Raw genomic sequence first — 14,554 nt, 5'->3', positions numbered from 1 at the left:
CCCGCGACGCTGCGGCGCAGCAAGGGGTCCGACCACCTCCGCAGTAGAATCGACCGGTTCCCACCCCCCGTCGTCGGTCGTTCCCGGAGTTTCCATGAGCTCGCAGCCCAAGCACATCCCCGCCAGCCACACCGATGCGGAGGCGGCGCCGCTGCGATTCGTCACGGCCGCGAGTCTGTTCGACGGCCACGACGCGGCCATCAACATCATGCGCCGCATCATCCAGAGCCAGGGCGCCGAAGTGATCCACCTCGGCCATAACCGCTCGGTCGAAGACGTCGTGCGCGCGGCTCTGCAGGAAGACGCCGATGCGATCGCGCTGTCGTCCTATCAGGGTGGCCATGTCGAATACTTCAAGTACATGGTCGACATGCTGCGCGAACGCGGCGCGGGCCACGTGCGCGTGTTCGGCGGCGGTGGCGGCACGATCACGCCTGAGGAGATCAAGGAACTCCAGGCCTACGGCGTCGAGCGCATCTACCATCCGAACGACGGCATGAAGCTCGGCCTGACCGAGATGATCGAAGACGTGATGTCGCGCACGCGCGCCGCCGCGAAGCAACGCACACCGAACGTGCAGTCCGATGCGTCGGTCGAGGACGAGATCTCCATCGGAGCGATGCTCTCCGCGATCGAGGAAGACGGTCTCTCCGCCGACGACCTGGCGCGTCTGCGCAAGGCCTGGAAACTGGCCGGCGGCAAGACGCCCGTCCTCGGTCTGACCGGTACTGGCGGCGCCGGCAAGTCGTCGGTGGTGGACGAGCTGCTGCTGCGCTTCCTGCACGCCTTCCCGCAGATGCGCATCGCCGTGCTCGCCGTCGATCCGACGCGCCGTCGCAGCGGTGGCGCGCTGCTGGGCGACCGCATCCGCATGAACTCGCTGCGCAGTCCGCGCGTGTACATGCGGTCGATGGCCACCCGTCGGCAGCATGCCGCGACGTCCGTCGTACTGCACGACTGCATCGATTTCCTGAAGGCACAAGCCTACGACCTGGTGATCGTCGAGACCGCCGGCATCGGACAGAGCGATTCCGAGATCGTCGACCTCGTCGACTTCCCGGTCTACGTGATGACCAGCGAATACGGTGCGGCCAGCCAGCTCGAGAAGATCGACATGCTCGACTTCGCCGAGCTGGTCGTACTGAACAAGTTCGACAAGCGCGGTGCCGAGGATGCCCTGCGCGACGTGCGCAAGCAGTGGAAGCGTAACCGCACCGCGTTCCAGCTGGCGGACGACAAGGTGCCGGTCTACCCGAGCATCGCCAGCCAGTTCAACGATCCGGGCGTCACCTGGATGTTCGCCAATCTCTGCCGCCTCATGCGCGAGAAGCTCGCGCTGCCGGAGGCCGCATGGACGCCCGACGTCGACACCCGCCTGCGCGAACCGCGGGCCACGGTGCTGATTCCGGGCAACCGCGTGCGGTACCTGGCCGAGATCGCCGAGCAGGGGCGCGGCGTCAACGCGGGTATCGCGAAGCAGGCCGAGGCGGCCAGCAAGGCGCAGCATTACTACGAGTCCCTGAAGGACATCGGCGACGAGGACCTGCCGCGCGCGTTCGATCTGTACGACCACGCGTTGCTGGCGGTGCATGGCGACCGTGCGCTGTCGGTACTTCGCCAGCGCTACAACTCGGCCGTGCGCGAGCTGTCCAGCGAAGCCGTGCACCTTCTGCGCGAGTGGCCGGCGCGATTCGAGTCGGTCACGGCCGAGTTCAATGAATACCAGGTGCGCGACAAGGTCATCCGCGTCGAGAACTACCGCGAATCGCTGAGCCACCAGAAGATCCCGAAAGTGTCGCCGCCGAAGACGAAGGACTGGGGCGAGCTGCTCTCGTTCCTCATGCGCGAGAACCTGCCGGGCCATTATCCGTACACGGGCGGCGTCTTTCCGTATCGTCGCGCCGGCGAGGATCCGACCCGCATGTTCGCGGGCGAGGGCACGCCCGAGCGCACCAATCGTCGGTTCCACTACCTCTCGCTGGGCGGCGGTGCCGCGCGTCTGTCCACGGCCTTCGATTCCGTCACGCTGTACGGCGAAGATCCCGCGCCGCGCCCCGATATCTACGGCAAGATCGGCAATTCCGGTGTCTCGATCGCCACGCTCGACGACATGAAGAAGCTCTATTCGGGCTTCGACCTCTCGGCTCCGTCGACCTCGGTCTCCATGACGATCAACGGGCCCGCGCCGATCATCCTCGCGATGTTCATGAACACCGCGATCGATCAGAACATCGAGAAGTACCTCAACGAGGACGCGTCGCGGTGGGAGGCCGCCAACGCGCGCATCGCCGAGCTCTACCCCGATGGCCATCGTCCGCGCTACAACGGCGACCTGCCCAAGGGCAACGACGGGCTCGGCCTGGGCCTGCTCGGCGTGTCGGGCGAGGAAGTCGTGGATGCCGAGACCTACGCGCGAATCAAGGCGTATACGCTCGCGACGGTGCGAGGCACCGTGCAGGCGGACATCCTGAAGGAAGACCAGGCCCAGAACACGTGCATCTTCAGCACGGAGTTCGCGTTGCGGATGATGGGCGACATCCAGCAGTACTTCGTCGACCACAAGGTGCGCAATTTCTACTCGGTGTCGATCTCGGGTTATCACATCGCCGAGGCCGGCGCGAATCCGATCAGCCAGCTCGCTTTCACGCTGTCGAACGGCTTCACCATCGTGGAGTACTACCTCGCGCGCGGCATGGCCATCGACGACTTCGCGCCGAACCTGTCGTTCTTCTTCTCGAACGGCATGGACCCGGAATACACGGTGATCGGCCGCGTCGCCCGCCGCATCTGGGCCCGCGCGATGCGCGAGCGCTACGGCGCGAGCGCGCGCAGCCAGATGCTGAAGTACCACATCCAGACGTCGGGCCGTTCGCTGCACGCGCAGGAGATCCAGTTCAACGACATCCGTACCACGCTTCAGGCGTTGTACGCCTTGTTCGACAACTGCAACAGCCTGCACACGAACGCCTACGACGAGGCGATCACCACGCCGACGGAAGAGAGCGTGCGCCGCGCGGTGGCGATCCAGCTGATCATCAATCGCGAGCTCGGGCTGAACTTCAACGAGAATCCGTGGCAGGGCAGCTATGTGGTCGACGAGCTGACCGACCTGGTGGAAGAGGCCGTCTACAAGGAATTCGAGGCGATCAGCGAGCGCGGTGGCGTGCTCGGCGCGATGGACACCATGTACCAGCGTGGCAAGATCCAGGAAGAGTCGATGTACTACGAGCACAAGAAGCACGACGGCTCGCTGCCGCTCATCGGCGTCAATACGTTCCTGCCGAAGGATCATGGCGGCGAGATCGCCACCGAGATCGAACTCATCCGTTCGACGCCGGAAGAGAAGGGCCAGCAGATCGACAACGTGCTGCTCTACGGCAAGGCCCGTAACGGCCTCGCGCCGGAGAGCCTGAAGACGCTGCAGGCCACGGCCCGCGAGCGTCGCAACGTCTTCGAGCAGCTGATGGAGGCGGTGCAGCACAATTCACTCGGCCAGATCAGCCATGCGCTTTACGACGTGGGCGGGGAGTACCGGCGCAACATGTGAGGGCCGGCTCGCCGGGCTCGGCTTCGCCATCGCATTCGTTCGCGTGGCGGTGAGGGGGATGCGACGGCTGTCGTTTTCCTCGCTCAGTCCTCGTCCGGCCTTCGCCTCCCTGCGGAGACGCGCGGAAAACGGCAGCCGTCGCCTCCTTCGGGCGGGACGGTTCGCCGGTCGGACAGCAGGGAAGGGCGTTCGCGAAGACCGATTGCGTCGCCGTGGATCCCGGCGTTCGCCGGGATGACGTGTCGCTATTCCGCGGGCTTCTGCAAGCTCCGCGCATTCCTTACCGTCACCCCGGTGTGCGCCGGGATGACGTGTCGCTATTTCGCGGGCTTCTGCAAGCTCTGCGCATTCCCTACCATCACCCCGGTGTGCGCCAGACTGACGTGTCGCTATTCCGCGGCCCCTCGCGAGCTCCGCGCACTCCTTACCGTCGGCGACCTCGTCGGTGAGAACGTCGGATTTGAACTCCACCGCCACTTCGTAGTCCCATGGAGGCTTGGTTTTGCCGTTGGAGTGGTCGTTTTGAGCAGTCAGTCGTCGGGTTCGAAGTGGATCGCGGGTGGGTTGATCGTCGCTATCGCCATCGTGGCGGGCGTCTTCGTCTACCGGGAAAAAGAGGCTCGCGAGCGTGCCGCCGCACCGCCTTCCGCGGTCGCGTCGTCCTCGACATCGGCGGCGTCCGCCGCGCCCGGCAAGGCGAACGCGCCAAAGCATCCGGTGGATCCGGCTTCCTCGTCGACCGCGGCACTTCCGCCGCTCGACCAGAGCGACGACGCCATTCTCGCGGGGCTTTTCGCCCTGACCAGCGATGACGCGCTGAAATCGCTGTTGCGCTCCGACGCCATCGTGTCGCGCATGGTCGCGACGATCGATGCGCTGCCGAAGAAGACGGTGGGCATGAACGTGCTGCCGTTGCGCACGCCGACGGGGCGGTTCCAGGTGCAGCCGGACGACGGCATGTTCGTGGTGTCGAAAAAGAACGCCGAGCGCTACGCCACTTACATGTACGTGGCGAATCGTGTGAATCCCGCGACGGCGGCGGCCTGGTACAAGCGAAACTACCCCTTGTTTCAGCATGCGTACGCCGATCTGGGCACGGGTGGGTACTTCAACGATCGGTTGATCGAGGTGATCGACCATCTGCTCGAGGCGCCCGAGCCGAAGGGGGCGTTGCAGCTGATTCCGGCGAAGGAGGGCTACGTCTACGCCAATCCGGCGTACGAGCAGCTCTCGGTGGGGCAGCAGTTCATGATCCGCGTCGGGCCGGAGAACGAGGCGACGCTGAAGGCCAAGCTGAAGGCATTGCGCGAGGCGATCGTGGCGGATGCGCCGGCGGATGCGAGTCCGGTGGAAACGGCGCCGGTTCGTTGACCCGATGCCGACTTGGTGGGAGCCAGCCTGCTGGCGATGGGTGCTCGCGGCAAGCACCCATCGCCAGCAGGCTGGCTCCCACCAGAGCGATCAGGATTTCTTCGACGGATCCCTTACCGGCACGCTGATGTTGCACAGGTCGATCTTGCCCGCCGGGCGCGCGTAAAAGGCGTCCTTGCGATTGCGCTTGGCTTCCACCACCGCGGCGAACGTCTTGCTGTCGGTGCGCAGCACCTGGATCGGCGTGCGCTGTGCTTCGGGCACGTCGGCCGCGAGGCGGACGCTCCTGATCGTGACGCGCTGCTCGGGCTTGTCGTAGAAACCCATGGGTTCCCCGCCGCGCGGATACGCCGACAGGATCTCCATGCCCTTGATCACCTTGCCGGCGACGGCGAGGTTGCGGTCGAGGTTGCGCGGCGCCTGGCCGATGATCGCGTAGAGCGAGCTGCCGTTGCCGGTCTCGGCACCCGTGTCGCGCGCCACGCCGACGGTGCCGTAGCAGTGCGTGATCCACGCTTCGCCCTGACCGTCGCGGGCGACGGGGAAGCCGTCGGAAAAGCCGACCTCCGCCGCGTAGACGTCGCCATCGGGCAGCCTGGTGAACGGATAGGCCTTGCCGTCCTTGCGGGTGAACTCGGGCGCGAGCGTTTCCTTCGCGGTGCCGAGCGACTTCGCCTTCTTCTTGTCGTCGCCGTCGGGGTCGCCCCACTGCGTGACGAAATTGTCCTGCACGCGGATCACCTGCGTGCCGTCGAAATAGTGCTCGCGGATCAGCGTGCGGATGTTCGCGGCGTGCAGCGGCGACCAATCCTGCGCGAGCTCCATGATGACGCGACCCTGCGGCAGGTCCATGTAGACGAGGTTCTGCGGATCCGGCGTGCGCCAGTCGGCGGCCGGTGCCTTCGCGAGGATTTCCTTGGGCGTGGGCGTCTTCGCGGCGTCGTCGGCGAGGGCGGGCAGGGCGGCGGCCGCGATGGCGAGCGTCAGGCAGGTGCGTGCGAGCATGGGATCCCCGGGGTGGTTTGACCCCGGGGACGTTAGCAGAGATGAGCGGGATTGTCGGAGATCAGGCGCCGAGGATCGCCTTCGGTTCGAGATAGGCCTCGAGGCCGAAGACGCCGTATTCGCGGCCCTGGCCCGACTGCTTGAAGCCGCCGAACGGTGCCTTCGGCTCGTGGCTCAGCGTGTTGATCAGCACGCGCCCCGCATCGATGCGCGACGCCACGCGCAGGGCACGCGCTCCATCGGTCGAATGCACGTACGCCTGCAGGCCGTACGGCGTGTCGTTCGCGATGGCGATGGCGTCTTCCTCGTCGTCGTACGCGATGATCGACAGCACGGGCCCGAAGATTTCTTCGCGGGCGATCGTCATGTCGTTGCTGACGTCGGTGAAGAGCGTGGGGCGCACCAGCCACCCGCGGGTATGCCCATCGGGGCGGCCTTCGCCACCGGCCAGCAGGCGCGCGCCTTCTTCCATGCCTTTGCGGATGAAGCCCTGGACGCGCTCCCATTGTTTCGCGCTCACCATGGGGCCCACCGTCGTCGCCTGATCGGCGGGATCCCCCGAGACCACGGCGTTGACGACGTCCTTCGCCAGGGCTTCGAACTCGGCGAGCCGCGCACGCGGCACGAGGATGCGCGAGCCGGCGATGCAGGCCTGGCCGCTGTTGTTGAAGCCAGCGGCGACCGCGAGCGGCACGGCCTTGGCGAAGTCGGCATCGTCGAGGACGATGCTGGGCGACTTGCCGCCGAGTTCCAGGGTCACGCGCTTCATCGTGTCGGCACCGGCGCGGACGATGCCCTTGCCCACGGCGGTCGAACCGGTGAACGATACCTTTGCGACGTCCGGACTGGACACGATCGCGGCACCGACGACGTCGCCGCGACCCGTGACGATGTTGAAGACGCCTGCCGGCGCGCCGGCGGCGTGCAGGGCCTCGGTCACGATCTTCGTCTGCAGCGCGCTCATCTCGCTGGGCTTGATCACCGCCGTGCATCCGGCGGCGATCGCCGCGGCGAGTTTGCCGCAGATGAATCCGGCGTTGCTGTTCCACGGGGTGATGAGGCCCGCGACGCCGACCGGCTGCATGACGACCGTGGCGGTGCCCATGCGGCGTTCGAAGGCGTAGTCGCGCAGCGTGGCGATCGCATCGAGGAACACGCTGGACGCGTGCTTCGTCATCCAGCTGCCGCGCGACACGGGCGCGCCGTATTCGAGGCGGACCGCCTCGAACAGGTCGTCTTCGCGCGCGACCACCGCGTCGTGCATGCGCTGGAGCAGGGCGATGCGTTCGTCGACCGTGGTGCGCGAGAACGTCGCGAAGGCGCGCTTCGCGGCGGCGATGGCGAGCCGGGCATCGTCGGCGTCGGCCAGCCGGACGGTGCCGATGCGCTCTTCGGTGGCGGGGTTGAAGAGGTCGAAGCGTTCGTCGCCGTGCGGCACGACGAAGGCGCCGTCGATGTAGATGTGGTCGATGCTGTGCATGGGGATGTCCTCGGAATGACGGTTAGCGGGTTCGATCCCAAGGATGCGGACGAGGGATTAATCTGATAAGACGGATAAATCCAAATGACTTGTTAAGCGGAGACGGACAATGCGCCCGGGACTGACCGAACTCGAAGCCGTGCTCGCCGTGGCGCGTCATGGCAGCTTCCGCGCCGCCGCGGGCGCCATGGAGATGTCGACCTCCGCGCTGAGCCAGTCCGTCGCCGCGCTGGAGGCCCGCATCGGCACCCGCCTTTTTCACCGGACGACCCGTAGCGTGCGACTGACCGAAGCGGGCGAGCGCTTCGTGGCGGACATCGGCCCCGCGGTGGCCGACATCCACACGGCGCTCGAGCGCGCGAGCGACGAAACAGGCGAGCCGTCGGGCACGCTGCGACTGAATACGTCGACCGGCGCGGCGCGCTGGGTGATGGCGCCGTATCTGATCCCCTACCTGCGGCGTTATCCGAAAGTGCACCTCGACCTCGTCACCGAGGATCGCCTGATCGATATCGTGCGCGAAGGGTTCGATGCGGGGTTCCGCACGGTGGATACCGTGCCGGGCGACATGATCGCCGTGCCATTCGGCGCCGCCGTCCGTTTCGCGGTGGTCGGTTCGCCGGGCTACTTCGCCGCGCACGGCCGGCCGCGCGTGCCGACCGATCTCGCGCGCCATGCCTGCATTCGTGCGCGCATGCCCGCGGGTCACATCTACCACTGGGAGTTCGAACGTCACGGACAGGCGATCGCCGTGGACGTCGACGGCCCCCTCACCCTTGGCGAATCGCAGTTGATGGTGGAAGCGGCCGAGGCCGGACTGGGCCTGGCGTACCTCGCGGAGTTCAACGTGGCACCGGCGCTCGCCGACGGGCGTCTCGAGCGCGTGCTCGAAGACTGGACGCCATCGTTCGAGCGACTCTGCCTCTACTACCCCGGGCGCCGCCATGTTCCGGCCGCGCTCCGGGCCCTGATCGGCCTGATCAAGGAAACGGGCTGAAGCGCAATGGGCCAAGGGTCATGGCAAACCTTTCCGGGCGTGCAGGCATCCTTTCGTAAGTTTCCACGTCCCGGAAAGTTCATGCGCCGTCGCCTCGTCCTCGCCAGCCTGCTCGGCCTCGCCGCCCCCGCCTTCGCGGACGTGACGATCGACGGCCGTATCGATCCCGCCGAATGGTCGGGTGCGCGCCACATCGTCGATTTTCGCCAGACGCAGCCGATGACCGGCAAGCCGGGCACGCAGCCGACGGAGGCGTGGGTATTGTCGACGCCGAAGGGACTGGCCGTGGCGATCCGGGTGGTGCAGTCGTCCGATATCCCGCGTTCGCGCCAGCAGAGCCGCCGCGACGAGAGCGCGCTGGTCGACCGCGTCAACGTGATGGTCGACTTCGACGCGGACGGACGCGTGGGCTACGACTTCGAGATCAAGTCGCAGGGCGGTGTCGCCGACGAGGTCATCACCAACGAATCCGACTTCAGTTACGACTGGGACGGCCGCTGGGATCACGCGGTCAGCGAGGATGCCGACGGCTACACGGTAGAGGTGCTTATCCCCTGGTACATCGCTCCCATGCGCAAGCCTGGCGGCGACACGCGCACGATCGGCCTGTACATCGATCGCGTGATCGGCAGCACCGGCGAGCGCATGGCCTGGCCGGCCGTCAGCTTCGATCGCGGGCGTTTCCTGTCCAGTTTCCAGCGTGTGGAACTGCCGGCCTATACGCAATCGCTGTTCGCCGTGACGCCTTATGTCGTGGGCAAGGTGGAGCACGGCCATGGCGGCGCGTCGTTCGAGGAAGGCGCCGACATCCTCTGGAAGCCGAACGGCCAGACGCAGCTCACCGCCACGATCAATCCCGATTTCGGCCAGGTGGAGAGCGACGACCTCGTGGTGAATTTCTCGCCCGAGGAAACGTTCTTCACCGACAAGCGCCCGTTCTTCACCGAGAACCAGGGCATCTTCGATTTCAGCCTGCTCAACGACTATTCGCAGCTCGTGTACACGCGCCGCGTCGGTGGCGCGTCGGACGACGGGCACGGCGCCGCGGACATTTCGGCCGCCGTGAAGGTCAACGGCAGCGTGGGCTCGACGAGCTACGGCATCCTCACGGCGCAGGAAAAGGGCGATGCGGGGCGATCCTTCGGCGCGCTCCGCCTGAGCCAGAACGCCGGCACGCAGACGTTCGGCATGCTCGCCACGCATGTCAGCCACCCTTACCTCGATCGCGACGCCAACGTGCTGGGCATCGACCATCGCTGGCAGCCGACCGAGGCCTTCACCATCACGAGCAACGTCGTGGGGAGCAAGATCGATCAGCCGCAGGCGAAGTCGTCGGGCCTGGCCGCCACCAGCGTCGCGTTCTGGGAAATGAACGACGTGTGGAGCCAGCAATGGCTTGGCATGTTCTTCGGCAAGCGGCTCGACATCGACGATTTCGGTTACCTGCCGCGCAACGACATGACTTACCTGCACTACGAAGTGCGTCGCCGCGTCACCGGCCTTCCTGCCGACTCGGCCTATACCTCGCACCTGTGGCGGTATCGCATCTCCGCGCTCGACAACACCGAAGGCGTCACGGTGCATCGCCGTTTCCGCGTGCAGCGCGACAGCCACCGGCGCGACGGCGGCGAGGAGCTGTGGCGACTCGACGCCTTCAGCGCCGCCTACGACGACCTGCTGACGCGCGGTCACAACAACCTGCACACGCCGCCCACCGCCCGCCTGACGTACGAGCGCGAACGTCCGCGTGTCGGACGCTGGGGCTGGGAGGCCGAAGGTTTCGTCATGGGCAACCAGCTCACCGGGTATCACCGGCTGAGCTACTACTTCAAGTTCACGCCGACGTACTTCATCACCGACGCCTTCAGCGTCTTCGCGGGGGCCAGTTACGAGTGGGACCCGAACTGGCTGATCTGGCAGCACGACAACCTCGTGGGCGTGTTCGACGGGCGCACCGTGGGCCTCGACAGCGGCCTCAACTGGAATCTCGGCAACAAGCAGGAGCTTCGCGTGAAGCTGCAGACGCTCGCGGTGGGCGCCACGCTGCGGCAGCGGCTGGAAGTGACGCCGACGGGCGGTACCGTGGCGAGTAACGAGCCCGTCGACGATCTCGGCGTGGCGAACCTGGGCTTCCAGATCCGCTATCGCTACGAGATCGCGCCGCTGTCGAACCTCTACGTCGTCTACAACCGCGGCGGTTACGTCGACGACACGAACGACGACGTCAGCTCGCAGTTCCGCCACGGGTTCAGCCTGAAGGACGTCAACGAGGGGCTGGTGAAGGTGGCATACCGTCTCGAGTTCTGAAGAGCCGCTCTTCACATCCGGTGTGGCATTTCTCTGCACGGAATGGTCCCGGAGAAACGGCAGTGCCCCACCGCGCGAACCCGATGCCCGGGCGCACCATCGGCGACCACGGCATCATCGGCAACATGGACACCACGGCGCTGGTCGCCCTCGATGGCACCGTCGACTTCATGTGCTGGCCGCACATGGACAGTCCCTCCGTCTTCGCCGCGCTGCTCGACCCGGTCGAGGGTGGCGAATTCTCGGTGACGCCCGCGCTCCGCGACGCCCGCAACATGCAGCTGTACGTGCCCGAGACCAACGTGCTGGTGACTCGCTGGATGGCGGAGGAGGGCAGCGTCGAACTGCTCGACGTCATGCCGCATCCCGACGCCGGCGCACGCGTACCGCGCAGCCTGATGCGCCGCATCCGCGTGTTGCGCGGCACGGTGCGCATCCGCGTCTGCTGCCGCCCGCGCCTCGACTACGCGCGTTGCGTGCCCGAAGCCGCGGAGTACGGCGACACGGTGGTCTTCCACGATGGCGCCCATTCGCTGCGTCTCGGCGCCAGCGTGCCGCTGCTCGTCGGCGATGGCGAGGCGGCCGCGGAGTTCGAGCTCGAGCCGGGTGGCGAGGTGTGGTTCGCGCTTTGCGACGAGGCCATCGATCCGCCGGATGTCGCGGAGTGCGCCCGTGCTCTGGAAGCGACCAACGCCGCATGGCGAGCGTGGTCCCGCCGGTCGACGTATCGCGGCCGCTGGCGGGAGCATGTCGAGCGGTCGGCGCTGGTGCTGAAGCTGCTCACGTCGCACGAGCACGGGTCGATCGCCGCGGCGGCCACGTTCGGCCTGCCCGAGGCGACGGGCGCGGAACGCAACTGGGATTACCGGGCGAGCTGGATCCGGGACGCGTCGTTCACCGTCTACGCCTTCATGCGGCTGGGCCATACCGACGAGGCGGAGCATTTCCGTCGCTGGACGGCCGCGCGAATCATGGCGCTGGGCGAGGACGCGTCGCTGCGGATCATGTATGCGCTCGATGGCGACGAAGCGCTGGAAGAATCCACGCTCGACCACCTCGCGGGCTACGCGGGATCGAAGCCGGTACGCATCGGCAACGCCGCGCGCACGCAGACGCAGCTCGACATTTTCGGCGAGCTGATGGACAGCGTGTACCTCTCGAACAAGTACGGCTCGGCGATCAGCCACGCGGAGTGGGAGCACGTGAAGCGCTTCGTCGACCACGTGCGTGCGCACTGGGGCGATGCCGACGAAGGCATCTGGGAGATCCGCGACACGCCGCGGCATTTCCTCCATTCGCGCCTGATGTGCTGGGTCGCGCTGGACCGCGCGGTGCGGCTCGCCATCAAGCGCTCGCTACCCGGTCCGCTGGTCGAGTGGGCTTACGACCGCGACCGCATCGCCGAAGACATCTGGGCGAACTTCCGCCATCCGGAGCTGGGGCATTTCGTGCAGTCGCGCGGCGGCACCGACCTCGACGCCTCGCTGCTCATGATGCCGCTGGTGCGGTTCGTGTCGGCGACGGATCCCGTCTGGCTGAAGACGCTGGACGCCATACGCGACCAGCTCACCGACGACGGGCTCGTGTTTCGTTACCGCAATGCGGACGGGCTGGAAGGTGGCGAGGGCGCGTTCACGACGTGCACGTTCTGGTACGTCGAATGCCTTGCCCGCGCGGGCAGGCTGCAGGAGGCGCGCGAAGTAATGGCGCGCGGGGTGCAGTTCGCGAACCACCTCGGCCTGTTTTCCGAGGAACTCAGCCTTCGCGCCGATCCCTTGGGCAATTTCCCTCAGGCGCTCACGCACCTGGCGTTCATCAGCGCCGCCTATTACCTCGACAGGCAGCTGTCGCATCCACAGGGGCAGGTGTGGCAGCCGTGAGCGACAGCTCGTGCAAACCCCTCCGTGGATTACTCCTGTGGGAGCGCGCTCGCGCGCGATGCGTTCCCGTGGCGAGCACCCATCACGCGTAAGCGCACGCCTGAAACGCAACCGGTCCGTCAGATCTCGTTTTCGTCCGGATCGACGAACTCGATGGCCGCTTCGCGGGTGCCGGCGGTTTCTTCGGCGATCTCGCGGACGCGTTCGCCGATCTTCTCGTTGGGTACTTCGACCTCGAGGGTATAGGTCCGCGAGCTCATGTCGTCCGACAGATTCTGCGAGCTGGAGTCGTCGCGGAAATCGTTCATGAAATCGTCGATTTCCTCCACCCGCTCAACACGGTCGATACCGTGGATCGCGGTCTGCACGTCTTCGAACACATCGCGGTCGCCGGTAATACGCAGCTGGATGCGGGGCATGGTGATCTCCTTCGGTCGATATCGTCCGATGCTGCGGCCGGACATGTATGCCTGAAGTGTACGCCCGGCTACCATCGCTTTCTTTGCGCATCGACGCCCATGACCAAGACCTACGACCAGGCCTATTTCGACAAGTGGTACCGCAGCGCGGACCACGCCGTCCGCTCGCCGGCCGAACTCCAGCGGAAGGTCGCCATGGTGCTCGGGCAGGCCGAGTTCTACCTCGGCCGCCCGGTGCGCAACGTGCTCGACGTGGGTTGCGGCGAGGCCCCATGGCGGGCGGTGCTGCGCAAGCTCCGGCCGGGCATCGAATACCGTGGCCTCGAGGCCAGCGAATACGCGGTCGCCCGTTATGGCCGCTCGCGGAACATCGGCTACGCGCGGTTCGGACAGCTGGCCGAGCTGCGCTTCGATACCCGCTTCGACCTCATCGTGTGCACGGACGTGCTGCATTACCTGAAGCCCGCCGAGATCCGCGCCGGCCTGACCGGCATCGGCGAGATGGTCGAGGGGCTGGCGTTCCTCGAGGTCTATACCCGCGAGGACGATCCCGGCGGCGATCGCGTGGGCTTCTTCGGCCGGCCGGCGCGCTTTTACCGCCAGGCCTTCGGCGAGGCGGGCCTGATCCCGGTCGGTTCGCAGTGCTACGCCAGCCCACGGCTGGCGCGTCACGTGGCGGCGCTGGAGACGTTCTAGCCCGACGTGGCCGTGAACCACGCGACGGTCGCCAGCGCGTTGTTGGCGGCGTGCGTGACGAACGAAGGCCAGATCGAGCCGCTGCGCACGCGCAGCCAGGCGCAGAAGACGCCCACGAGGATCAGGTTAGGGATCGCGTACCAGAGCCACGCCAGGTCGGGCAGGTGTACGAGCCCGAAGATCGCCGCCGAAAGCCCGATGGCCCAGCCGTCCCCAAGGCGGGTGCGCAGGAGCGAAAGCAGCGCACCGCGGAACAGCAGCTCTTCCACCGCGGGTCCGACCAGCACGACCACCGGGAGCAGGGCGATCCGCATCGCCAGGTGCGCGTTGTCGGCGATGTCGGAGACCGCCTGGGTCACGTCGTGGTCGCCGGCAAGCAGCTTCGTCAGCAGGCCGCCGAGCAAGGGGGCGGCGATACCCATGGCCGTGGCAAGGGCGATGAACTGGCCCGTCGGCGGCGTGAATCCGAGGCCGCCCGGGCCATCGTCCGTGGCGCGCCACGGGCCCCATCGTCGCAGGATGACCCAGAAGGTGAGCGCGGCCGAGCAGGCGATGGTGAGGATGACCACGACGATCAGGCGGTCGGGCGCGTCGGGCACGGCCCCCGGAAAGCGTCGGGCGAGCTGCATCGACAGGCCGCCGAAGAGGCCGCCGAAGCCGAACTGCAGCGCGAAATAGCCGGTGATGCACAGGATCGTCTCGACGACGCCGGGGGCGGGTCGGCGCGGAGAGAGGGGCACGGGTGGGGTTACCGAGAGGTCGTCGTAAGGCATGTGCCAGCCTAGCCAACCGGCCGTGCCCCGCGCAACGCGACGGTTGGCACAGACCGTCACGCAAGGTCTGTATAGTGGA

At 66.7% G+C, this 14,554-nt stretch carries 10 protein-coding genes; 6 read left to right on the top strand and 4 right to left on the bottom strand.

Features of this window, described 5'->3' with window-relative positions; genetic code table 11:
* Positions 1–94: 94 nt before the first annotated feature.
* Both BMX32_RS01300 and BMX32_RS01295 read left to right on the top strand, forming a co-directional pair.
* On the top strand, positions 95–3,547 hold the full coding sequence (locus BMX32_RS01300) for a methylmalonyl-CoA mutase family protein (RefSeq protein WP_089974017.1): 3,453 nt from the start codon (positions 95–97) through the stop codon (positions 3,545–3,547).
* Positions 3,548–4,069: 522 nt separating this feature from the next.
* Positions 4,070–4,918: a DUF3014 domain-containing protein gene (locus BMX32_RS01295; protein WP_139206649.1), complete on the top strand. Its 849-nt coding sequence runs from the start codon at positions 4,070–4,072 to the stop codon at positions 4,916–4,918.
* 90 nt (positions 4,919–5,008) lie between these two features.
* Here BMX32_RS01295 and BMX32_RS01290 read toward each other — a convergent pair whose 3' ends face one another.
* Both BMX32_RS01290 and BMX32_RS01285 read right to left on the bottom strand, forming a co-directional pair.
* Complete coding sequence (locus tag BMX32_RS01290; protein WP_089974015.1) at positions 5,009–5,923, bottom strand: peptidylprolyl isomerase; 915 nt, start codon at positions 5,921–5,923, stop codon at positions 5,009–5,011.
* 61 nt (positions 5,924–5,984) lie between these two features.
* Positions 5,985–7,403 (bottom strand): aldehyde dehydrogenase family protein, encoded by a 1,419-nt coding sequence (locus tag BMX32_RS01285; RefSeq protein ID WP_089974014.1) that lies wholly within the window; start codon positions 7,401–7,403, stop codon positions 5,985–5,987.
* A gap of 109 nt (positions 7,404–7,512) precedes the next feature.
* Here BMX32_RS01285 and BMX32_RS01280 point away from each other — a divergent pair, with 109 nt between their 5' ends.
* From BMX32_RS01280 to BMX32_RS01270, 3 genes are all read left to right on the top strand, one after another.
* Positions 7,513–8,400: a LysR family transcriptional regulator gene (locus BMX32_RS01280; protein WP_089974013.1), complete on the top strand. Its 888-nt coding sequence runs from the start codon at positions 7,513–7,515 to the stop codon at positions 8,398–8,400.
* 81 nt (positions 8,401–8,481) lie between these two features.
* Entirely contained in the window at positions 8,482–10,707 is a 2,226-nt protein-coding gene (locus tag BMX32_RS01275; RefSeq protein ID WP_089974012.1) for a DUF5916 domain-containing protein, read from the top strand.
* Positions 10,708–10,769: 62 nt separating this feature from the next.
* Entirely contained in the window at positions 10,770–12,587 is a 1,818-nt protein-coding gene (locus BMX32_RS01270; protein WP_211664164.1) for a glycoside hydrolase family 15 protein, read from the top strand.
* A gap of 119 nt (positions 12,588–12,706) precedes the next feature.
* Here the strand turns inward: BMX32_RS01270 and BMX32_RS01265 are convergent, their stop codons facing one another.
* Positions 12,707–13,006: a hypothetical protein gene (locus tag BMX32_RS01265; protein WP_139206648.1), complete on the bottom strand. Its 300-nt coding sequence runs from the start codon at positions 13,004–13,006 to the stop codon at positions 12,707–12,709.
* Positions 13,007–13,105: 99 nt separating this feature from the next.
* On the opposite strand from BMX32_RS01265, the gene BMX32_RS01260 reads away from it, so the two are divergent.
* Positions 13,106–13,702, top strand: a complete 597-nt coding sequence (locus BMX32_RS01260; protein WP_089974009.1) for a class I SAM-dependent DNA methyltransferase — start codon at positions 13,106–13,108, stop codon at positions 13,700–13,702.
* Here BMX32_RS01260 and BMX32_RS01255 read toward each other — a convergent pair.
* On the bottom strand, positions 13,699–14,475 hold the full coding sequence (locus tag BMX32_RS01255; RefSeq protein ID WP_089974008.1) for a CPBP family intramembrane glutamic endopeptidase: 777 nt from the start codon (positions 14,473–14,475) through the stop codon (positions 13,699–13,701). The genes BMX32_RS01260 and BMX32_RS01255 overlap by 4 nt on opposite strands.
* Between the last annotated feature and the right edge of the window lie 79 nt (positions 14,476–14,554).

Origin of the sequence: Luteibacter sp. UNCMF331Sha3.1 (assembly GCF_900109915.1) — a bacterium.
Lineage (GTDB): Bacteria > Pseudomonadota > Gammaproteobacteria > Xanthomonadales > Rhodanobacteraceae > Luteibacter.
The sequence above is the reverse complement of the archived record's forward strand: the minus strand, read 5'-3'. Positions and strand labels throughout refer to the sequence as shown.